This window comes from Pedobacter glucosidilyticus DSM 23534, assembly GCF_000425145.1.
GTDB classification, from domain to species: Bacteria; Bacteroidota; Bacteroidia; order Sphingobacteriales; family Sphingobacteriaceae; genus Pseudopedobacter; species Pseudopedobacter glucosidilyticus.
The window spans coordinates 68,814-91,981 of sequence record NZ_AULF01000021.1 but is presented as its reverse complement, the minus strand read 5'-3'; the positions used below and the strand labels follow the sequence as shown (position 1 = coordinate 91,981).

The 23,168-nt window shown below is 35.4% G+C and carries 19 protein-coding genes; 15 read left to right on the top strand and 4 right to left on the bottom strand.

Translation table 11 applies throughout. The features are described 5' to 3' along the window. Position 1 precedes the first annotated feature (1 nt). The 4 genes from H510_RS0108395 to H510_RS0108380 all read left to right on the top strand — a co-directional run bounded on the left by H510_RS0108395 (position 2) and on the right by H510_RS0108380 (position 2,546). The gene (locus H510_RS0108395; protein WP_026903915.1) at positions 2-634 is read left to right on the top strand and encodes a thiamine phosphate synthase; all 633 of its coding nucleotides are present in this window, start codon (positions 2-4) and stop codon (positions 632-634) included. A 3-nt stretch (positions 635-637) separates the two neighbouring features. Continuing rightward, positions 638-1,210: a hypothetical protein gene (locus H510_RS0108390; protein WP_026903914.1), complete on the top strand. Its 573-nt coding sequence runs from the start codon at positions 638-640 to the stop codon at positions 1,208-1,210. Continuing rightward, positions 1,210-1,704, top strand: a complete 495-nt coding sequence (locus H510_RS0108385) for a GNAT family N-acetyltransferase (RefSeq protein WP_036692336.1) — start codon at positions 1,210-1,212, stop codon at positions 1,702-1,704. The genes H510_RS0108390 and H510_RS0108385 overlap by 1 nt, the downstream gene beginning before the upstream one ends. Before the next feature lie 155 nt (positions 1,705-1,859). After that, positions 1,860-2,546 (top strand): zinc metallopeptidase, encoded by a 687-nt coding sequence (locus H510_RS0108380; protein ID WP_026903912.1) that lies wholly within the window; start codon positions 1,860-1,862, stop codon positions 2,544-2,546. Positions 2,547-2,615: 69 nt separating this feature from the next. Here the strand turns inward: H510_RS0108380 and H510_RS0108375 are convergent, their stop codons facing one another. After that, positions 2,616-3,167 (bottom strand): DUF1003 domain-containing protein, encoded by a 552-nt coding sequence (locus tag H510_RS0108375; RefSeq protein WP_026903911.1) that lies wholly within the window; start codon positions 3,165-3,167, stop codon positions 2,616-2,618. A 178-nt stretch (positions 3,168-3,345) separates the two neighbouring features. Between H510_RS0108375 and H510_RS0108365 the strand changes: the two genes are divergently transcribed. The 6 genes from H510_RS0108365 (at position 3,346) to H510_RS0108340 (ending at position 11,845) form a co-directional block, all read left to right on the top strand. Continuing rightward, positions 3,346-4,731, top strand: a complete 1,386-nt coding sequence (locus tag H510_RS0108365; RefSeq protein WP_026903910.1) for a DNA recombination protein RmuC — start codon at positions 3,346-3,348, stop codon at positions 4,729-4,731. A 190-nt stretch (positions 4,732-4,921) separates the two neighbouring features. Beyond that, the gene (locus tag H510_RS0108360) at positions 4,922-7,003 is read left to right on the top strand and encodes a prolyl oligopeptidase family serine peptidase (RefSeq protein ID WP_245584808.1); all 2,082 of its coding nucleotides are present in this window, start codon (positions 4,922-4,924) and stop codon (positions 7,001-7,003) included. A 138-nt stretch (positions 7,004-7,141) separates the two neighbouring features. Next, complete coding sequence (locus H510_RS0108355; RefSeq protein ID WP_026903908.1) at positions 7,142-8,644, top strand: rhomboid family intramembrane serine protease; 1,503 nt, start codon at positions 7,142-7,144, stop codon at positions 8,642-8,644. 24 nt (positions 8,645-8,668) lie between these two features. Beyond that, on the top strand, positions 8,669-9,979 hold the full coding sequence (locus tag H510_RS0108350) for an alpha/beta hydrolase (RefSeq protein WP_026903907.1): 1,311 nt from the start codon (positions 8,669-8,671) through the stop codon (positions 9,977-9,979). 1 nt (position 9,980) lies between these two features. Next, positions 9,981-10,622, top strand: a complete 642-nt coding sequence (locus tag H510_RS0108345) for an MBL fold metallo-hydrolase (protein ID WP_026903906.1) — start codon at positions 9,981-9,983, stop codon at positions 10,620-10,622. Continuing rightward, on the top strand, positions 10,619-11,845 hold the full coding sequence (locus tag H510_RS0108340) for an FtsX-like permease family protein (RefSeq protein ID WP_026903905.1): 1,227 nt from the start codon (positions 10,619-10,621) through the stop codon (positions 11,843-11,845). Before H510_RS0108345 ends, H510_RS0108340 begins: the two co-directional genes overlap by 4 nt. A gap of 196 nt (positions 11,846-12,041) precedes the next feature. Here H510_RS0108340 and H510_RS20115 read toward each other — a convergent pair whose 3' ends face one another. The 3 genes from H510_RS20115 to mqnB all read right to left on the bottom strand — a co-directional run bounded on the left by H510_RS20115 (position 12,042) and on the right by mqnB (position 13,790). Next, complete coding sequence (locus H510_RS20115; protein WP_155977898.1) at positions 12,042-12,179, bottom strand: hypothetical protein; 138 nt, start codon at positions 12,177-12,179, stop codon at positions 12,042-12,044. Positions 12,180-12,266: 87 nt separating this feature from the next. Beyond that, complete coding sequence (locus H510_RS0108330) at positions 12,267-13,109, bottom strand: menaquinone biosynthesis family protein (RefSeq protein WP_026903904.1); 843 nt, start codon at positions 13,107-13,109, stop codon at positions 12,267-12,269. A 39-nt stretch (positions 13,110-13,148) separates the two neighbouring features. Next, positions 13,149-13,790 (bottom strand): futalosine hydrolase, encoded by a 642-nt coding sequence (gene mqnB / locus H510_RS0108325; RefSeq protein ID WP_026903903.1) that lies wholly within the window; start codon positions 13,788-13,790, stop codon positions 13,149-13,151. An 84-nt stretch (positions 13,791-13,874) separates the two neighbouring features. On the opposite strand from mqnB, the gene H510_RS0108320 reads away from it, so the two are divergent. The 5 genes from H510_RS0108320 to H510_RS0108300 all read left to right on the top strand — a co-directional run bounded on the left by H510_RS0108320 (position 13,875) and on the right by H510_RS0108300 (position 23,167). Continuing rightward, on the top strand, positions 13,875-14,288 hold the full coding sequence (locus tag H510_RS0108320) for a 6-pyruvoyl trahydropterin synthase family protein (RefSeq protein ID WP_026903902.1): 414 nt from the start codon (positions 13,875-13,877) through the stop codon (positions 14,286-14,288). 9 nt (positions 14,289-14,297) lie between these two features. Beyond that, the gene (gene folE, locus H510_RS0108315; protein WP_026903901.1) at positions 14,298-14,933 is read left to right on the top strand and encodes a GTP cyclohydrolase I FolE; all 636 of its coding nucleotides are present in this window, start codon (positions 14,298-14,300) and stop codon (positions 14,931-14,933) included. Between the two features lie 94 nt (positions 14,934-15,027). After that, positions 15,028-15,909 (top strand): ACP S-malonyltransferase, encoded by an 882-nt coding sequence (gene fabD, locus H510_RS0108310; RefSeq protein WP_026903900.1) that lies wholly within the window; start codon positions 15,028-15,030, stop codon positions 15,907-15,909. Positions 15,910-16,022: 113 nt separating this feature from the next. Further along, complete coding sequence (locus H510_RS0108305) at positions 16,023-19,724, top strand: sensor histidine kinase (RefSeq protein WP_026903899.1); 3,702 nt, start codon at positions 16,023-16,025, stop codon at positions 19,722-19,724. Next, on the top strand, positions 19,721-23,167 hold the full coding sequence (locus H510_RS0108300; protein WP_026903898.1) for a hypothetical protein: 3,447 nt from the start codon (positions 19,721-19,723) through the stop codon (positions 23,165-23,167). The genes H510_RS0108305 and H510_RS0108300 overlap by 4 nt, the downstream gene beginning before the upstream one ends. Position 23,168: the final 1 nt, after the last annotated feature.

Below are 23,168 nucleotides of genomic sequence, written 5' to 3'. Positions count from 1 at the left end.
CATGAAGAAATTTGTTGATACCTTACATTACCTCACACAAGATTTACCTCATATCAGTCATATAGCACAGGTAGAAATGGCCTGTTCGCAAGGCGCAAAATGGGTGCAATACCGTTGCTTATCTAAATCTGATGAGGAGATGCTAGCAGAAATCCATCAAATAGCTAGTATTTGTGATGATTGGGGCACAACTTTAATTGTTACCAACCATATACACTTAGTGCATCAGGCAGATATACAGGGTGTTCATATAGAAGATATGGATGCTGATGTTTCTTTGGTAAGAGCACAAATTGGTGATGATAAAACCTTAGGTGCATCTGCCAATGATTTAGCAACCATCCTCAAACACATCCAAAACGGGGCTGACTATATAGGTTGCGGACCTTTTGGCCATACCGAAACAAAACCCAATAATTGCCAACATTGGGGTATCCAAGGTTATGCAGAGGCTGTAACTGCTTTAAAGCAAGCAGGAATTGATTTCCCACTGATTGCAGCAGGTGGTGTTGGTTTAAATGATGTAGCAGATTTGCTAAAAACTGGCATTAAAGGTGTAGCAGTATCAGCAGCAGTTAACAAAGCCGAACATCCGGCAGAAGCCTTTAAGCAATTTTACAACCTCTTACATTAATTTATGTCTTCTCATCATATCATCCGCGAAAAGCAAGAACCAGCCTTGTTTATTTTAAACATGAGTGGCTTTGATGAGGAATACTTAGGGCAGTTGTTAGAATGGTCTCCAACCGTTATTGTACATGCTGCTATTTATGACCATGTTGTTTCTTTAGGCATTAAAATAGATGTTGTGGTAAGCAAAGAAGATGTTTCTTTTGCGCTTCAAGAGCATATAAAAATTATTCCTTGCGGCGATGATGATGTAACTACAGCTGTATTAAAATATCTGGTTGCGCATGAATATCCATCGGTAAACATCATTACCGATACTTTTTTGGCTAAAGACTATTTGTTGTTTGTTGATTATTTAGACTTGGTAGTTTTTGCTGATGGTAAAAAAATGTTTCCCGTGAAACCCGAGTTTAGTAAGTGGAAACCAGCTCAAGAAAATATTTACATTTTGCAAGAAGCTGTTCAATTAAGTGTAAAAGGTTTAAATTTGATAGCAAACAACCATTATCAAACAGAGAAAGATGGCTTTTATAGTTTGTCTTTTCAACAACCTTTTATTTTTATAGCTGAAGATTTATAATGGAAATAAGAAAAGCAGCTTTGCATGATTTACCTCTCATACAACAGCTGGCTCAAGAAATTTGGTGGCCAACTTATGAGGCTTATATCAGTGAAGCGCAAATAAGCTTTATGCTTACGCAGATTTATCATCTGGATGCTTTAAAAGCTCAAATGGCCGAAGGGCATTCTTTTATTCTCCTTTATCAGGATGAAAAAGCAGTAGGATTTAGCAGTTATTCTTTTTCTCAGACAGTTTGTAATATTCATAAACTGTACATTTTACCCGATTTGCAGGGGATGGGAGCTGGTAAGCAAATCATGAATTATATTGGCGCAGAGGCTTTTGTGCATGGTGCTACTTTATTACGTTTAAACGTAAATAGAAACAATCCAGCTTTACATTTTTACCAAAGACTAGGCTTTCATATTGCTGAAGAAGTAGATATTCCTTACCACGAGTTTATCTTGAATGATTATATCATGGAAAGGCATATAGAAGACGCCGACTGTTAATGTGGCAGGTGTTTTTTTGCTTATATTAATAAATAAAGCAATTTTGGCGTTCTTTTGTGCAGAACAAATACAAAATTTCAGCGTTTTGTAATAAAAACATTTCTAATGTTGTTTAGGAATACAATTTGATTAATTTAAACCAAAATATATAGAAAATGGGATTAATACTTTTTATAGGCATTGCTATTATAAGTTTTATAGTACAATGGAGATTTAAAAGCAAGTTTAAACAATACTCAGAAATTGCTTTGAGTTCTGCCTTAAGCGGAGCCGAGATAGCTAGGAAAATGCTTGCAGACCACGGTATAAACGATGTAGAAATTATATCTGTTGACGGCCAGTTAACAGACCATTATAACCCGGCAGATAGAACGGTAAACCTTTCTCCGGATGTTTACCACGGTAGAAGCATTGCAGCAGCAGCAGTAGCAGCACATGAGTGCGGTCACGCTGTACAGCATGCCAGAGCTTACAGCTGGTTACAATTTAGATCTGCTATGGTGCCTGTAGTAAGCGTAGCTTCTAATTTGGTACAATGGATATTATTAATTGGTGTGATGCTGATGGCTTTTGGTAATAATCCAATTGTTTTAGCCGTTGGAGTTGGTGCACTAGCTATTTTAACGGTATTTAGTTTTGTTACTTTACCTGTAGAGTTTGATGCTAGCAAAAGGGCATTGGTATGGCTACAAAGTAACAAAGGTATTATGCAAACCAGTGTAGAGCATGACCAAGCTAAAAACGCTTTATGGTGGGCAGCTATGACTTATGTTGTTGCAGCATTATCATCATTAGCTACTTTAATGTATTATGCTATGATGCTATTTGGTAGAAGAGACTAACATTTCCCTTAAAAGGATAATTTAAGAGGAGCATTTTTTATAAGATGCTCCTCTTTGTTTTTAAAGAGTTTAACCGGGTTTAAGATGCTCATGCAGGGTTTTCCTGAGTTTATCTATACTATCCATTTGTACTTTTTGAATGTCGAATAAATTCTTCATTTGCTCGGTAATCAATAAATCTATTTTATCATGTAATGTTCTGATTTCAATTTCTGCTTTAAGATTGATCATATAATCTTGTTCTGCTCTTAATCTATCTCTTTCTTCCTTTCTGTTTTGGCTCATCATGATGATAGGGGCTTGTAGTGCCGCAATACAAGAAAGCATCAGATTTAATAAAATAAAAGGATAAGGGTCAAAACCATGATTTTTAAGTAACAAAACGTTTGTACTTATCCAAATAAGGATAATGATAGAGAAGGTGATGATAAAACGCCAGCTACCTCCAAAAGAAGCCACACGATCGGCCATTTTTTCTGCCAAACTTAAATCCTGGTTGTTTTTTAATTTTTCCGAGATGAGTTCTTCCTCTTCTAAAGCTTTTAAAACAATATCATGTAGTTTAGCGAGATTACCATTACTAGTTTCAAGTATGGTACGGTAATTAATTTTATGATTCATGATGAATGATTTGTAGAAAATTACGTAAAGATTTCGAGTTCAGCTAAGCTTTTATTTAACGAGGTTTCTATTACGCATATCATCTCCATCGCGAAAAAGAAAATCAGGTAAATAAAAGCCGCTTAATGGTTTAAAACCATTCGGGTTCATTTTAGTATTTTTGGTAAATCTCTTTTACATGGAATATATCATTACAGCAGTTATTATATTACTCGTAGCCGTTTTTCTTTTCCTTAAAAAGCCGTCATCAAATACCCATGATCATTTATTGAACGAGTTTAAGACAGAAAACGAGCAGTTAAAAATTAACCTTGCGGTATGTCAGCAACAACAAATAAGCTTAGCAGAAGAAAAAACTGCTGTCATGAATCTCTTAAAAGAAGAAAAGCAGGATGCTGAGTTTAAATTTTTAGGTAGGATAAATGCCTTAGAAGATGATAAAAAAGAGCTTCAAGATATGTTAAATGCCGAGCATAAGAAAATTGCAACATTGGAAGAATCTTATAAAGCTCAGCAGCAGCGTTTAGAAGAACAAAAACACTATATGGCAGAGTTGCAGCAGCGTTTCAAAACTGAGTTTGAAAATGTTGCCAACCAAATCCTGAAAGAAAAAACTAAAGAATTTACAGAGGTCAATAAATCCAATCTGGATATCTTATTAAATCCACTAAAAGAGAATATTAAGGCTTTTGAACAGAAAGTAGAACAAACGTATAAAGTAGAGGCTACCGAACGTTTCACGCTGAAAGGTACCATAGATGAGCTCATTAAACAAACTAAACTGATACAAGACGATGCCAATAACCTCACCAAAGCTTTAAAAGGTGATCATAAAAAGCAAGGTAACTGGGGCGAGATGGTTTTAGATAAACTTTTAGAAGGCTCGGGTTTAATAGAGGGCATTAATTATACTAAACAAGCGGGTTTTATTGCCGAAGATGGTAATCGTTATCTGCCCGATATTTTATTAAATCTGCCAGAAAATAAGCATATCATTATAGATGCTAAAGTTTCTTTAGTGGCTTATGAAAAACTGGTAAACTGCGATGAAGAAGCAGAACGTGAAGCTTTAACCAAATTACATGTAAATGCTATAAAAAACCATATCCAAGGTTTAAGCAATAAAAACTATCAGGATTTATATCAAATTAACTCGCCAGAATTTGTGTTGTTATTTATCCCTATAGAGTCTTCTTTTGCTATTGCCGTACAGTACGATCAAGAGTTGTTTGACTTTGCATGGAAGAAAAAAGTGGTTATTGTAACGCCATCAACACTATTGGCAACTTTAAAAACGGTAGCTTCTATCTGGAAACAAGAACAACAAACCAAAAATGCCATAGATATTGCTACAAAAGCAGGCGCTTTGTACGATAAATTTGTAGGCTTTGTAAGCGATATTCAGAAAATTGGCGATAGCTTAGATAAATCTCAAAAAGCTTATCAAGATGCTTTAGGAAAATTAAGCACCGGTAATGGTAATTTGGTTACCCGGGCAGAACAGCTGAGGAAACTGGGTGCCAAAACTTCTAAATTATTGGATGATAAATTGATAGAAGAGTAATTTTTAGATGACGTAAAAGAACATCTAAAAATATCTCAAACATATTACATGGCAATTTCTTTCTGTATAGGAACAAGTACTAAATTTATCATACACACTAACTAACTGTACAGAAATGAAAAAAATTAATCTATTTTTTAGTATTACAGCCGTTGTACTTTCGGCATGTAACAGTACCAAACAACATGATATGATAGCCCCGGCAGAAAAAATAAATGAATTAGCTTATCCAGATACTAAAAAAGAAAGTGTAAAAGACGATTATTTTGGAACCATCGTAGAAGACCCATACCGTTGGTTAGAGGATGATGTATCGGCCGAGACTAAAGCCTGGGTACAAGCCCAAAATAAAGTTACACAGAACTATTTAGCCCAAATTCCATACAGAGAAGAAATTAAAAATCGCTTATCAGAGCTTTGGAATTACGAAAAATTCTCGGCCCCGTTTAAAGAAGGTGTTTATACTTATTTCTATAAAAACGATGGCTTACAAAATCAAGCTGTATTATACCGTCAAGCTGATGGAAAAGAACCTGAAGTATTTCTAGACCCTAATAAATTCTCTGCCGATGGTACTAGCTCTTTAGCAGGAATAAGTTTTTCTAAAGATGGTAGTTTGGCGGCTTACCAAATATCAGAAGGTGGCTCAGACTGGCGCAAAGTTGTAGTTCTTAAAACACAAGATAAGGCGATTGTTGGTGATACATTGATAGATGTTAAATTCTCGGGCTTGGCATGGAAAGGAAATGAAGGTTTCTACTATAGCAGTTATGATAAACCTGTAGCCGGAAGTCAATTATCGGGTTTAACCCAATACCATAAATTGTATTTTCATAAACTTGGTACTTCGCAAAAAGAAGATGTTTTACTTTTTGGCGGTAACCAAACCCCAAGAAGATATATCGGTGCAAACCTTACAGAAGATGAACGCTTCTTAATCATTTCTGCTGCAAACTCTACCACTGGTAACGAGCTTTATATACAAGACTTAAGCAAACCTAACAGCGCCATTGTTAAGGTGGTTGATAATTTTGACAATGAGCATCAAGTAATTGGCAATAAAGGCGATGTTTTATACATCCAAACCAATTTAAATGCTCCAAATTATAAAGTAATAACAGTTAATGCTGCCAATGCAAGTCCTAAAAACTGGAAAGATTTGATTCCTGAAACCCAAAATGTATTGAGTGCTGGTACAGGAGGCGGAAAAATTTTTGCTAACTATCTTAAAGACGCAACTTCTTATGTAGTACAATTTAGCATGGATGGTAAGAAAGAGAAAGAAATAGAATTACCTGGTGTAGGTACTGCTTCTGGTTTTGGCGCTAAAGAAACAGAGGATGAGTTATACTATACTTTTACTTCTTACATCTATCCACCAACGACATTTAAATACCATATTAAAAGTGGTAAATCAGAAGTTTATAAAGCATCTGCTGTGAAATTTGACCCTTCTTTATACGAGTCTAAACAAGTTTTTTACACTTCTAAAGATGGCACCAAAGTACCTATGATTATCACTTACAAAAAAGGTGTAGAGTTAAATGGCAAAAACCCAACGCTTTTGTACGGTTACGGCGGATTTAGTGTGAGTCTAACACCGGCATTTAGTACCGCAAATATTATTTTATTAGAGCAAGGTGGAATTTATGCAGTACCAAATTTACGTGGCGGTGGCGAGTACGGTGAGAAATGGCACATTGCAGGTACTAAAATGCAAAAGCAAAATGTATTTGATGATTTTATTGCTGCTGCCCAATACCTGATAGATCAAAAATACACCTCAACTGATTATTTAGCTATTTCTGGGGGCTCTAATGGCGGGTTGTTGGTTGGGGCTTGCATGACACAAAGACCAGACTTGTTTAAAGTTGCTTTCCCGGCTGTTGGTGTTTTAGATATGTTACGCTATCATCAATTTACGGCTGGCGCTGGTTGGGCTTATGATTATGGTACAGCAAACGATTCTAAAGAGATGTTTGATTATTTAAATAAATATTCTCCTTACAGCGCATTAAAATCAGAAACATCCTACCCTGCAACTATGGTAAGTACTGCAGACCATGATGACCGTGTAGTACCCGCACACTCGTTTAAGTTTGCTGCTCGTTTACAAGAATACCATAAGGGTACGGCACCTGTTTTAATTAGGATTGAGACCAATGCCGGACATGGCGCTGGTAAACCAACTTCAAAAATTATAGAAGAACAAGCAGATAAATGGGCTTTCATGTTCCAAAACATGGGGCTTAGTTATCAGGTTGTTAAATAAGCGTTATTGCTGATTTTCTAAATATTTATGAGCAGCGTCTTTTTCTTAAAGACGCTGTTTTTATTGCCTTTTTTGTATTAAAATACACTAATTATAGCCAATACTTTTTTTATTTTCAGAAGCTTTCTATCTTAGGATATGGCCTGGGGCATTTCACCTAAAAAAACAGCACAAGTTCCATTGCATGGTTTTGGAACCGATAAGTATTTAGCAATAGTTTTTAATGCTTTTGAAAATTTAAATTGGAAGGTAAGCTATGCCGATGATAAAGGATTAATAGCTTATACACCCATTTCATGGGAATCCTATTCAGAGCAGATTACCGTAGTTATAGAAAATGAAGTAGCTTATCTCAAAAGCGAATGCGTAGGTTATCAAGCCTTTTTGTATGATTACGGTAAAAACGAAAAAAATATAGACTTACTGATTACCGAGATTGAGTATTGTGCTTTCCATATCCAAACAGATATAGAAGGGAATATTCTAAGGTTTAAGGATAGTTTTTACCAGCATCCGGGCATAAATTTGTCTTATACACCGCTTGGAGCTAAAGATAAGTTTACCCATTTAGGCACCATATTTATCCCTAGAAAAAATTATCAGGTAACACCTGTATTGATAGCTGTTAACTGCCTAGTTTTCATTTTGCAGCGTATTATTTTTTCTGCTTATGTGTTTTCGCTCAATAAAAAAGGAGTCGAAGATATTCCAGAGAAAAGTGCGGCTTTCTCGAAAATAGTATTTGGCGGTATAGAGCGTAATTTGGTTCTGAATGGAGAATACTGGCGATTATTTACTGCCTGTTTCTCTCATGGCTCTGTTAATTATATTTTCTTTAACATGATTTTCTTGGCCTACATCGGTTCTATTATAGAAGGCAGGGTTGGCAAATGGAACTTTTTAGGCTTATACCTCATGACAGGCATCTGCGCAAGCATTACCTCTATTGGTTTTAGGTACGAGGAAATGGGAGTAGGCGCTTCTGGAGCCATAATGGGTATGTTTGGTGTTTTTTTAGCTTATTTAAGTACCAACTTTTTTGATACTAAAGCTAGAACCGCATTTTTGATAAGTACAGTATTGATAAGCATCATTACTTTATGGCCTAGCGGGGAAGGGATAGACCATGCAGCCCATTTTGGAGGTTTTATTTCTGGTTACATCTTCGGGATTTTCTCGTATTGGGCTTACACTAAGGCAGAGCGCACTAAACGCTATTTTATAAGGACAGTGAGTTATATTTTGATACTTTTGGCAGTATCATCTTGGGTATTTTTTATGCCTAAATATGATTTGGAAGCCTTCAGAAAATCAAAAGATAAAATGATGGTCGACTTAAACCTTATTTCTTCTTACTTTTACGCTTCTGATTATGATACGCTCACAAAAGCCGAGCGGATTGTCTTACTAGAAACCAAGATGATTCCTGTCATAAGAAAGAATGAAATTGTGCTGAAGGAATTAAAGAATACTCCTTTACCATCAGAAGAAGAAAAAGATGCAAAACAGTTCTTCAAATACTATGGTAATAAGCTTAAAATTTACGAGTTATTGTATAAAGAGTATAAAACAGATCATCCTGCATACAGGACGAAAATGCAACAACTCACAGATGAAATTTACAAGCAAGAGGAAGAATAGCAGAAATTAAACATTAAAACATCAATGGGAAGATTTAAATTATTATTAATAGTGCTGTTATGTAGCACAGGTGCTTTTGCACAAGGGTTAATTGGCTACATGAACAATGCAAGCGATTTTTTTGATAAGCTAAATCAGCGCAAATTTGAAGAAGCTCAAGGTTTTTTTGCCGATAGTTTGAAAACGAAAGTTCCACCAGCAACCTTAAGCGCCGTTTGGAAACAAATTACAGCCCGTATGGGTAATTTAACTTCTATTGATGGCGCAGAAAACCGTAGTCAGGATGATTTTCAATCTGTAATTTTAAATTGTTCTTTTGAAAAAGGTAGTCAGCCTTTTCAGTTTGTATTTAATAAAGATCAAAAACTGATTGGGTTTTTTATAGCTGCAAAGCCAAATATCCCAACATATAAATTACCCGCTTACGCTGATACTGCTAGCTATAAAGAAGAATTTATCACCATTAAATCTGGCACACATGAGCTTCCCGGTATCTTAACAAAACCAAAAACAGGAGAAAATTTCCCTGTGGTGATATTGGTGCATGGTTCTGGTCCGGCAGATATGGATGAAAGCGTTGGCGCACAAAAGCCTTTTAAAGATTTAGCGCTTGGTTTGGCTTCACAAGGGATAGCCAGTATCAGGTATGTAAAACGCACCACTTTATATCCACAAGAATTTTCAAAATCTTTTACCTTAAAAGAAGAAACCATTGAAGATGCTGAGGCAGCTTTAACCTTTGCTAAAACTCTTCCAGAAATAGATAAAACACAGCTTTACATTTTTGGGCATAGTTTGGGCGGTATGGTAGCACCACGTTTGGCTACCCAAAACCCAGATGTAAAAGGTATTATCTTAGCAGCAACACCAGCAAGAAAGTTTACCGATATTATTATCGAGCAAAATAAATACTTGTTTGAGCAAAGCAAGGATACTACAAAAGCTACTAGAGCTAGTTTAGATAAAGCTTTAAAAGATATACAGCAAGTAGCCAACTTAAAAGCAGGGGTTTTACCTGCCGATTCGGTGATGCTTGGTCTACCTGTTTCTTATTGGCTAGATATCAATAACCTAAATCAAGTAGAAACGGCAAAAAAATTGAAGACCAAAGTATTGGTGATACAAGGTGGAAATGATTTTCAGGTGAGTACTACAGACTATAACGAATGGCAAAAGGCATTGAAAAATAAGAAAAACGTTAGCTTTAAATTTTACCCCATGCTTAATCATTTATTTAGTTTTGTTTCTGAAAAAGGTACCGCCAGCCAATACCAACAAGTGGCTAATGTTGATGCCGTTTTAATTAATGATGTAGCAGCTTGGATAAAGCAATAATATGATTCAGATACAGATTTTTGTAAACAACCCTTATCAGGAAAATAGCTACATTCTTTATGATGAAACTAAAGAATGTGTGATTCTAGACCCTGGCATGTATACCGCTGCAGAGCAAAACGAGGTGGTAAACTTTATCAAGGAAGAAGGTTTAAAGCCAGTTTTATTCCTCAACACCCATTGCCATATAGACCATGTTTTGGGCAATAAATTCATTTTTGATCATTATGGTTTAAAGCCGCAATTTCATAAAGGAGAGCTTCCGGTATTACAGGCAGTACCTGCTTATGCCCCACAACAGGGTTTTAGGTACGAGCTATCGCCAGAGCCAGAAGTATTTTTACCAGAAACAGGCTTTATAAACTTTGGTAATAGTAGTTTAGAGTTAGTTTTTGCCCCTGGGCACTCGCCGGCACACCTTTGCTTCTTAAGCCGAGCAGATAAATTTATGATAGGTGGCGATGTTTTGTTTAGGGGAAGCATTGGTCGTACAGATTTACCCGGAGGAGATTATCAAACCCTCATCAATAGTATCCAAAATAAGGTATTTACTTTGCCAGATGATATTGTAGTTTACCCGGGGCATGGTCCTGAAACTACAGTGGGTTATGAGAAACAGTATAATCCTTTTTTTAATAGGTGAATGCATCATTCTACATAGCTAAGCGGTATTTATTCTCAAAGAAATCTACCAATGCTATCAATATGATATCTGGCATTTCTATGCTGGGTGTATTTATTGGTAGTGCAGCCTTAATCATCATTTTATCGGTATTTAATGGTTTTGAAGGCTTGGTTTTATCTATGTATGATAGCTACTCGCCACACCTCAAAGTAGAAGCTGCCAAAGGTAAAAGTTTCAACCCGCAAACACCTTTTTTTATACAGCTAGAAAGCAATGCTCAAATTTTTTCTTATACCCAAGTTTTACAAGAAAAAGCTTTATTGAGGTATGATGATTTACAGTTTATAGGCAAAGTAAAAGGGGTAAGTAAAGATTTTTTAAAGAATAACCTTCTGGATTCTTCTTTGGTACAGGGCGAATTTGTTTTAGGAGATTCTTCTCAACAGTTAGTGGTTATTGGGGCTACGGTACAATATGTTTTAGGAGTAAATATCAATAACCCATTAAAGAGATTAGAAATATATTCGCCTAAAAAAGGCACACAAAGTGCATTTACCCCTGCCGATGAGTTTGTGGCAGCTTATTTACAGCCCGTAGGTGTTTTTCAAACGCAACAAGAAGAAAGCGATATGGTAATTGTGCCTTTGGAAACTGCCCGTACTTTATTGCAAGAAGCAAAAAATGTATCTGCTATAGAGATTTTTCTAAAAGATGAAGAACAGGTAGAGGCTTTTAAAAAGTATCTGGAAAAGAACTTAGGAAGTGCTTTTATTGTGAAAAATCGCATACAACAAAATGCCTTGCTTTATAAAATCTTAAACTCAGAAAAATGGGCTATCTATCTCATCCTAACTTTTATACTGGTTATCGCTATTTTTAACATTATTGGTTCTTTAACCATGCTGGTGATAGATAAAAGAAGAGATATTGCCATTTTAAATAGTTTAGGCGCATCAAAAACCATGATTAGTAGAATATTTCTTTATGAAGGTTTGATGATAGCCATGTTGGGTTGTATTTTAGGTCTTTTAGCAGGTTTAGCGTTTTGTTTGCTACAGCAGGAGTTTGGTTTAATTAGCATGGGGCAAGCCAATTTATTGATAGATGCTTATCCAGTAAAGCTTAAAATAGCAGACTTCTTTTTGGTATTTATGACTGTGTTTACCATTTCTTTTATTGCAGCTTTTATCAGCTCAAGGTTAAGTATCAAAAGGTTTGAGAAGTTAAAAGAAGATTTATAAAAAAAGGGATGATTTTAAAACCATCCCTTCTCGGTGTAAACACCTATCAATAACCATCAATAATTATTCTCTTTTCGTGTTTATGATCTCTCTCTTTACTACCTCTATTCTCACAACAACAAATCTCACGGCACCTGAATAAACACTATCCTTTAAGCACTTCTCCCTTAAATTATTGACAGTAATTTTCTGTTTTTTACCAGTTATCACGAAGCATTTGCCAGATTAAAGAAAAAGGCCAAATACCCTGTATTTCTTTCTCTACCATTTCATCAGCCTTGGCTTCTTTTGCTAAAGAAATATGTTTTATGCTGATGTGATGTTCTTGCTGCATGATATCCTTTTTGGTATATCAAATTTCGTCATAATAACTTTATAGTAAAAAGCGATAATAATGATAAGGATATAAGCAAAATCTATATCAGGTTAAAAAAATAGACTTATTATAATTTGGAATGATTCTTTTATCCTGCGCCGTTTGAAAAAGCTGCTGAATAGCTTTACGACCTTCTGCACCTAAATCAACCGAAAATTGGTTTACATATAAAGAGATGTGTTTATACATGACTTCCTCACTCATTTCCTGGGCATGAGAGCGTATATAATCCAAGCCAGATTTCGGATTTGCAAAAGCAAATTCTACAGATTTTCTTATCAAACGGTTAACCTTTAGTTTTACTTCCTCTGGTAAAGAACGTTTAATCACAATACCACCTAAAGGAATGGCTGATTGGGTGGTCTTCTCCCAATAATCGCCTAAATCCATGATTTTTTTTAAACCTTTTTCATGATAAGTAAAGCGGTTTTCATGAATAATAAGGCCTAAATCTATTTCTCTATTTAATAGCTTTTGCTCTATTTGCGAGAATACAATTTCTTGTTTGTTTTGTAGTTGTGGATAAGCAACACCCAATAAAAAATTAGCCGTAGTATATTTTCCAGGGATACCAACTTTCAATAAATCTGGCTTTTGTTGGATAAGGCTTTCATCAAAATCTTGGTTAGCAATTAATAAAGGGCCTACACCAAAACCTAGGGCACTGCCAGCATCAAGCAAAACGTAATTTTCTAAAGCGTAAGCAAAAGCATGGTAGCTTAGCTTGGTAATATCCAACTGCTGGTTAAAAGCTTTCTGGTTTAATGTTTCAACATCATCATAAGAAACCTCAAAATCTAAGCCTTCGGTATCTATTTTTTTATGGATAAGGGCATCAAATATAAAAGTATCATTGGGGCATGGCGAGAAGCCTAAGCTTAGTTTCATGTGTTTGGTATTTTTTTAAAGCTAGTCAAATCAAAAGCATTATTTAAGCACTTTTAAGTATGTACTTAGCCATTCATTTAAATTCTTAACAGCTAAAGGGATGTTCCAGTTTGCTTTATTTCTTTTTTCTACATAATTAGAAATGGCTCTCACCTGCATACCAGCCACACCTGCTTCTTCGCAAGCGTAAAAGAAAGCTGCGCCCTCCATACTTTCTGTTTGAGGGAATAAACGTTCTTTTACATCCTCAATACTATCTTCATTGCCATGTACTTTATTAACGGTAATGGCTGTAACTTTCTTTAAATCGGTTTGGAAAACATCATGTAATTGTTCTAAAAACTCAACCTCTCCCAAATGCATTTCCTCTAAGCTTAAAAACTCTTCATCATCCTCGGCACCAAGCTCGGCTAAAATATCTTTTTTAACTTGTACTACTTCACCAATAGCTAAGCGCTTACTAAAGCTACCTGCTATACCTGCATTTATGGCTATGTCATAATTTTGGCTTTCTATCGCTTTGCCTAGTGCATAAGCGGTAGCAACCATACCTACACCAGTAACCAAAATATCAATCTCATGGGCTTGGTAAGTAAAGCTTAAACCCTTTTCGGGGATGCCTAGTTTTTTAAATAATGGTGCTATTTCTTGATAGGTTGCAACTACAATGAGTATCTTCATTCAACAAATTTACACACAATGATTTAAAGTGTTTATTATCCTTGTAAATGCTTTACGTATATTTGCGGCATTATTTAGGCAAAAATGATTTACATTACAAGAAAAGAGCATTTTAATGCTGCCCATAAACTTTACCGTGAGGATTGGAGCAAAGAGAAAAACGAAGAGCTTTTTGGTAGATGCGCAAATGCTAACTGGCATGGCCATAATTATGATTTATATGTTACCATAAAAGGTAATATTAATCCTGATACGGGTTTTGTGATTGATTTAAAAGAGCTAAAAGATATTATTTTAGTAAATGTTATTGATAAGCTAGACCATAGAAACCTAAATTTAGATGTTGATTTTATGAAAGGTAAAATGGCATCTACAGAGGTTTTAGCCATAGAAATCTGGAAACAATTAGAATCTCATATTGCTGCCAGAGGAGCGCAATTGCATAGCATAAAACTTTATGAAACGGCCAATAATTACGTTGAGTATTTTGGCGATTAACAAATCCTTATGAGTCTTGATAACCAACATGATGATTTTCCTGAAGAAAATGGCTATGCTAAGATAGACCGTTATAACAGTAAAAAAATCAATAAAATAGCAGCCAACTATGCAGAAATACTTTCTGAAATAGGCGAAAACCCAGAAAGGGAAGGCTTGCTAAAAACACCAGAGCGTGTAGCTAAAGCTTTACAGTTTTTAACCCATGGTTATGATTTAGATGCAGCAGAAGTTTTACGCTCTGCCATGTTTCAGGAAGATTATAGCCAAATGGTTATCGTAAAAGATATAGAAGTATACTCGATGTGTGAGCACCACATGTTACCTTTCTTTGGTAAGGCGCATATTGCTTACATCCCCAATGGGCATATTGTTGGTTTAAGTAAAATACCTAGAGTGGTAGATATTTTTGCCAGAAGGTTACAAGTACAAGAAAGGTTAACCAACGAGATTAGAGATTGTATACAAGATACCTTAAAACCTGCAGGTGTTGCCGTGGTGATGGAGTGTAAACACATGTGTATGAGTATGCGTGGGATACAAAAACAAAATTCTGTTACTACAACATCGGCTTTTACAGGGCAATTTATTATAGAAAAAACACGGTCTGAGTTTTTAAGGCTGATAGCTGCAAATTTATCTTAAGTAGTAAAATTTTAAACGTACGCTGTTTTGTTTGGCTGAGCGGAGTAGAAGCCTTTTTAAAACATGCTAATTATATTTTAAACCAAATAACACAATGAGAGCATATATTTTTCCTGGTCAGGGTGCGCAGTTTGTAGGGATGGGTAAAGACCTTTATGAAACATCAGCGCAAGCGAAGGACTTGTTTGAAAAAGCAAATGAAATTTTAGGTTTCAGAATCACAGATGTGATGTTTAATGGTACCGATGAAGATTTAAAACAAACCAATGTTACACAACCTGCTATTTTTTTACACTCGGTTATATTGGCAAAGGTTTTAGGTGATGATTTTAAACCTGATATGGTTGCTGGGCATTCTTTGGGCGAGTTTTCTGCTTTAGTATCAGCCGGAGCATTATCTTTTGAAGATGGTTTAAGACTGGTAGCAGCCAGAGCCAATGCTATGCAAAAAGCTTGCGAGTTACAACCATCTACCATGGCGGCAATTTTGGGTTTAGATGATTTTACAGTTGAAGATATTTGCCAACGTGTAAGCGATGTTGTGGTGCCAGCCAATTATAACTGTCCAGGTCAATTGGTAATTTCTGGTAGTATTGCAGGTATTGATAAAGCTTGCGAGCTATTAACGGCAGCCGGAGCTAAAAGAGCTTTAAAATTAAATGTTGGTGGTGCTTTCCACTCGCCATTAATGGAAGCAGCAAGAGTAGAGTTAGAAGCTGCTATTGTAGCCACAAATTTTAACGAGCCTATTTGCCCAATTTATCAAAATATTGATGCTAAACCTTATACGGAGGTAGAGGCTATTAAAGCTAATTTGATTGCACAGCTTACAGGTTCTGTAAAGTGGACGCAAACGGTACAAAAAATGTTGGAAGACGGCGGTACTGATTTCATAGAAGTTGGCCCGGGTAATGTTTTACAAGGTTTAGTAAAAAAAGTAGACAGAAGCGTAAGTACATCAAGCGCAAGCGCGTAAAAAAGCGGAAAAATAATAAATAAGGGGGAAGAAACACTTTCCCGTTGTTTTTTGGCTTGATTTTTAAGTTTGTAATATTTTTTAAAAGATTAGATGAATTAGCTTAAACCCAATTGAAGACAAATACTAAAATACGCTGGCTTTTATTAATTGTTACCATTGGTTTATTTGCAACCTCATTAACGGCTAGGTGGGCAACAACACGTTCTTCAAACCTAGAAGACGTAGCCCATGATATTGCTGATAAGCTAGGCGAGAAAGAGCTCTTTATTTATGATTATGTGGCAGATTCTGTACGTTTCAAAAATCTAGAACGTATTAACAAAAACGCCTCAGAGGCTCTAGATATCATTAATTATTTCACCTCCAACCAAATATATTTTCAGGTATTTAAAGATAACCAACTGGTTTTTTGGTCTGATAATAAAGTAAGCGCCAGCTATGCCTTAAATATTAAACAAGGGGCCTCATTTGTAGAATATCAGAACGGTTGGTACGAAGTTGTTAAGAAAGAAGATAAAAATTATAGTGTCCTTTTTTATATCCTTGTTAAAGATAAATATCCTTACAAAAACCAGTTTTTAAATAATAAGAGTAGTCACAGTATTATAAAAGACCCTACTATTGGTATTGCAGATATCAATGACAAGAACGTAGCAGATATTAGAAATCTGGAAGACCGTTACTTATTTTCTATCAAACGTACTGCGGGTATTACCAATATTCCCTATACCAATATAGAAATTTTGATGTGGGCCATTGGTTTATTAACCCTATGCCTGCTTATCAATAGTATTTGTAAGCATTATGCAGATGAGGGTAACCCTATCATAGCCTCTTTGGCGCTATTATTTGCTTTTATAGCATTGCGCTTTGTAGGGCTACAATATCATTTTCCGGATGCTTTATACAATTTGGAGCTATTTAGCCCCAAAATATATGCTTCTAATTATTACTTCCCATCTTTGGCAGATTATGGATTGAATATTTTATTGGCTTTATGGTTTGCCATTTTTGTGTACAGCTACAAAGAAAAAATATTTAAACCTATTAACAAGCCATGGTTTGGCTATCCTATTATCATTTACTCGGCCTTTTTTATAGCGGTAATTTCTAACTTACTTTCCGATTTATTTTTTGGGTTAGTATTTAACTCTAATATTAATTTTAAGGTTACCAATATTGTAAACCTAGACGGTTGGAGTATTTTAGGTATCAGTTTATTGTTAGTTACCCTACTTACCTATTATTTGGTAGTTGTTATCCTCATCACTTTTTCTGCTTTTATCAATATCAAATTAAGGATTAAAGCGGCTATGATGGTGTTGGTTTTAATAGGATTTAACGTATATCAATCTTTTTTTGACGAGAATACCGTTTTTTTATTGCTGATATTTCTGCTAATCTTGGTTATTGCCCGGGTTGTTTACCAATATAAAGGTCAGGTAGTTTTCCCTGCTTTGGTGCTAATCACGCTCATATTAGCTACGATAGTATCTATCAAATTAAACCGATACGAGAATATCAAAGAGCTGGAAACCCGCAAAAGGTTAGCTACTAAATTAGAATCGGCGGATGACCCACACGCCCTTATCCTGTTTACAGAAATTGAGGAAGAGATATTTAAAGATGATATTTTATCATTCTATTTCAAAAATCCGGAAGCTTACAGGAAACGCTTATACTCCAGATTTCAAAACTATTACCTTACCGGATATTTGGGCGAATATGATTTTAAGCTTTTTGCTTTTAAGCCCGATGGCAGTGCTTTAGAAGAAAATGAGGAAGAGCTAAACACCTATAAAACATTGGTAGAAAGTGGCGCCATTAAGGTTTCTGCTAATTTTTACAGAGTCAGCAATACTTTTGGCTTACAAAACTATTTTGCTATCATCCCTGTAAAGGAACAAGACACTTTGTTAGGTTCTATGGTGATAGAGTTAAGGTCCAAAGATATTAGAGAGTTTGGTACTTTTCCGCAGTTATTTAAGGATGGGAAACTTATTTCTATTGAAGATTATGTTGATTATTCTTATGCTTATTATGCAAATAATAAATTGATTTATCAATCAGGTAATTTTATATATGATCTTGTAAATAAGGATTTTAGTGGAAGGCTTAAAGATTTTGTAATCCTCAGGAAAGATAATTATAGCCACATGATTTATCAGCCTGGGCCACATAAGTATATTGTGATTAGCAAGGAGTATCATACTTTTTGGAGAGAAATAGCCTCATTATCTTTCTTCTTTATCTTATTCTTGGTTTTTGGCTTACTCATTATCTCTTATAAATGGATATGGATTTTTGTAACTACGCACAGGTTTAATTTCCGCAATCTAAAATTTCGGCTCTTTATCAACAGTGGTAAAATGTTGTATAAAACCCGTATACAGATAGCTTTAGTGATGGCTGTTGTAAGCTCTTTGGTTATCGTGGGTTTAATCACTTTCTCTTACATATCTATCCAATACAAAGAACAGCAAGATGATTTGATAAAAGAACGTATAAAAATTATCGTAGAAGCCTTTGAAAGCAGGGTAAAGTACAGAAATACTACTTTAAATATTGAGGAAGATATGATGTCTTTCACAGAGTTTTCTAAAATGTACAATACCGATTTAAATTTGTATGATGTTAAGGGTATCCTTATCAACTCTACACAACCCCGTATTTATAATTTAGGGATACAGGCTAAAAGGATGGATGCACATGCTTTAATACAATTACGTTTATTGCAAAAGGCAGAACTGTTGCAAGATGAGCGAATTGGCAATTTAAATTATAAATCTGCCTATATGCCTGTAAAAAATGCCATTAATAATGTGATAGCCTATTTGCAATTACCTTACTTTTCTAACCAGAACGAGTTTAACCAACGAATAGGAAACTTCTTAAACTTATTGATAAATATTTATGTGTTGGTTTTTGTAGCCATAGGTTTCTTTGCTTTTGTTGTAGCCAATCAGATTACATCGCCACTTACACTGATACAGGAAAGTATGGCTAAAACAGTTATTGGCAGAAAAAATAAGCCCATATTTTGGCGCAGAAATGATGAGATAGGAAACCTGATTTCTGAATATAATAAAATGATTTTAGCTCTAGAAGAAAGCGCTAACAAGCTGGCACAGTCTGAAAGAGAAACCGCTTGGCGTGAGATGGCTAAGCAGGTGGCACATGAAATTAAAAATCCGCTAACACCACTCCGTTTGGGTATACAAATGTTAGAGCGTTCTTGGAAAGAAAAAGATCCGAAGTTTGATGCTAAATTCGAGAAATTTAGTAAATCGTCTTTAGAACAGATAGACAGTTTAAGTAGTATTGCATCGGAGTTTTCTAACTTCGCCAAAATGCCCGATTTAAAACTAGAAGTTTTTGAGTTGGTTGATGTTTTAAACAAAGCCATCCACATTTATAAACAAATGGAAGGCATCCATATCATTTACGAAGAAGAAAACTTTAAAAATCTAAATATTAAAGCCGATAGAGACCAGCTTTTGCGCTCTTTCAATAATTTACTAAAAAATGCTATTGAAGCGATGCCCGAGAATAAAGCAGGTATCATCAACATCAGCTGCCAGATTTATACCGAAAAGGTAGAAATTAAAGTACAAGATAATGGTGCGGGTATACCAGAAGATTTAAGGAGCAAAATTTTTACACCAAATTTCACTACCAAAAGCTCTGGAACGGGCTTAGGTTTAGCATTTGTGAAACAAGCTATAGAGAATATTAGCGGAAATATCTATTTTACTACGCAAATTAATGCAGGAACATCTTTCTTCATTATCTTGCCTCTGGTAAATAAATGATCAAGAAAATACTCATCGGCTTTGTACTGCTTTTAACTGCTGAGCATAGTTTTGCCCAATTCAAGAGTAATTTCCAATCTAAAAAAATAGAAGTAACCGATACTATTTCCATTGATACGCTAAGTATTTTACCTAATACCTTAAAGGTTTTTCATGAGCAATTGGTAGATAGCAGCACTTATAGTGTAGATTATCCAAATGCTTTACTCATTTGGAAGCAGAGACCAGCTATAGATTCTGTTACTATTAGTTATCGTACTTTTCCACTTTTACTCACTCAAAAAAGCTTTCGGAAGAATCCTAGTTTAATAGAGGAAGCAGTTATCAATAATAATCCCTTTATCTATCGGCCAAAGCAAGAAGATAATACGCTGTTTAATTTTGAGGGAATAGAGAAAAGCGGAAGTATTTCTAGAAGTATTGGCTTTGGTAATAATCAAGATTTATCTGTAAACTCTAATATGGTATTGCAGTTGGCTGGTAAAATCAATAACGAAATAGAGTTTTCTGCCGCCATTTCTGATGATAATTTACCTATACAGCCAGAAGGAAACACTCAACAGATTAATGATTTTGACAGGGTTTTTATCCAGCTAAAGCGTAAAGAAACTACTTTAATTGCCGGAGATTACGAGTTGCGTAAACCAGATAGTTATTTTATGAATTATTTTAAACGTACGCAAGGTGCTTATGTATCAAACAGCTATAAAAATAAAAAAGGACAGCTTTTTAATACGCAGGTAGCTGGTGCTGTGGCCAAAGGTCGCTCGGCCCGTAACCAGTTTGATGGTATAGAGGGTAACCAGGGGCCATATCGTTTAACCGGTAATAATGGCGAGCAGTTTATTGTAGTACTATCGGGTACAGAGCGTGTTTTTATAGATGGTCAATTGCTGTTAAGAGGGCAGGATAATGATTATATTGTTGATTATAATACCTCAGAACTTACTTTTACTACTAAAAGGTTAATTACCCGTTTTACCCGTATTGTGGTAGAGTTTGAGTATTCTGATAAGGTTTTTGGTAGAAGTTTATACTATGTTAATCAGGATTTTAAATCAGAAAAATTAAAAATTGGCTTTAACTTATACTCAGAACAAGACAATCCTAATCGCCCCTTTTTACAAGATTTAAGTCAAGAGCAGCAGCAATTTTTAAGTGGTATTGGTAATAATATCAATCAGGCATTATTTCCTAATATAGATTCGGTTACGTTTAATGAGAATGAGATTTTATACCGCCGTGTAGATACATTGGGCTTTAACCAGGTTTATGTTTACTCCACCAATCCGCAATTGGCAAAGTACCGTGTAGGTTTTTCTTTTGTAGGGGCAAACCGAGGGAACTATCGGGTTGATGCTGCCAGTACTGCCAACGGTAGGGTTTATGTATTTGTAGCACCTATTAATAATATCCCGCAAGGAGATTACGAACCTGTTACCTTATTAATTACACCCAAAAAGCAGCAATTGTTAACGCTTAACGCTGATTATCAAATCGCAAAAAAAACGCGTTTATTTACCGAAGTTGGGATGAGTAATAACGATGTAAACCTATTTTCTGATTTGCAAAATGCAGATAATAAAGGTTTGGCTTACAAAGTAGTTTTAAATCAGCAAAACCGTTTAGCAGGGAATGATTCTACAGGACTAAAGTTAAACACCCAAATTAGTTACGAGTATGTGAACCAGCAATTTAAACCTTTAGAAAGATATCGCCCAGTAGAATTTGACCGCGATTTTAATTTTAGAGGCATCAACTTAGAACAAGCTAATGAGCATTGGACAACCCTTTCTTTAGGTTTGTTTAAAACCGATGCCAAGCAGTTGAAGTATCAAATCTCTAGCTTTACCAGAGGGGCAAACTATAGCGCTATACAGCAAGCTATCAACTCCAGATTTGCTTTTAAAAAGTATCAATTTAGTTATGATGCCAGCCTTTTACAGTCTGAGGTTGGTTTAGATGAAGGCGATTTTTTTAAGCAAAAACTCATCCTAACCAAAGCTTTTAAAACTTTTGAAACAGGTACTCGGTATGAAGAAGAGCTTAACAAAACCTATAACAGCATTAGTAAGCAATTAACTTTACAATCTTTCAACTTTAGAGAGTACGATTTTTTTATTCGCTCTTTAGCCAATAGCAAAACAGGCTTCCAAATAGGCTATATTACCCGTTTTGATGATATGCCCGATGGTAGCCAACTTACGCCTTTTAGTAAAGCCAATACTTTTACCGGTAAGCTAGAAATCAATAAAAAAGGGAAATCAACCTTAACTATTAACACCAGCTACCGTACCATTAATTACCTGAAATTAGATAGCTTAAACCGAGACGAGGAAACGCTTTTAGGTAGGGTAGATTATAATCTGAATGCTTTTAAAGGCTTTTTAAACCTGAATACTTTTTACGAGCTAGGTACAGGGCAAGAGCCCCGAAGAGAATTTATTTATTTAGAAGTGCAGCCCGGGCAGGGTATTTACGCTTGGAATGATTATAACAGCAATGGTATTAAAGAGTTAAACGAGTTTGAGATTTCTCGCTTTCCAGACCAAGCCCGTTATATCCGTATTTTTAGGCCTAATAACGAGTTTATCAGGTCTAATTTTACCAGCATCAACCAAACTTTAAGACTTAACCCTGCAAGTATCTTTAAGAAAAAAGAAGGTATTTCTAAACTGATGGCTAAGTTTTCTTCTATATCTGCATTAAGGATAGATAAGAAAGTTTTAGCTGGCGATGGTAATATTTTATTTAATCCTTTCCAAACCAATATTGATGCGCAAGACCTGGTTTCTTTAAACTCTTTCATCAGGAACACTTTGTTTTATAACCGTTTAAATGCTGTTTGGGGTATCGATATCAATATCCAAAACACAGCCAGTAAGATTTTGCTAACCAATGGTTTTGATAGTCGTAACCAGCAAGAACAAGGCTTAAGACTGCGTTGGAACTTTATTAGAAAGAGTAATTTTAGTATAGAGTTAAAAAACGGAGCTAAAGATTTTACATCAGAACTTTTTGCAGAGCGTAATTATGCCATTAGTTTTTATGAGTTTAAACCGGAGTTTGGCTACCAGTTTACTACCGATTTTAAAATCACGATAAACTCTGGCTTAAGAAAGCAAAGCAACGGTAGTGCCTTTGGTGGCGAAGAAACTTTAAACCTGCGTTTGGGTTCTGAGGTAAGATATAACCTACTTAAAAAAGGAACTTTTACGGCGCAACTCAATCTCATCAACAACAAGTTTGAAGGCAATAACAATACACCCGTAGCTTACGAATTATTAGATGGCTTACAGCCCGGTAGCAACCTTACCTGGTCGGCAGGTTTCCAAAGAACCATTTCTAATGGCATACAACTTAATCTCACCTACGAAGGAAGAAAATCTAATGAAGTAAGAACTATTCATACCGGAGGCTTGCAGGTGAGGGCTTATTTTTAGG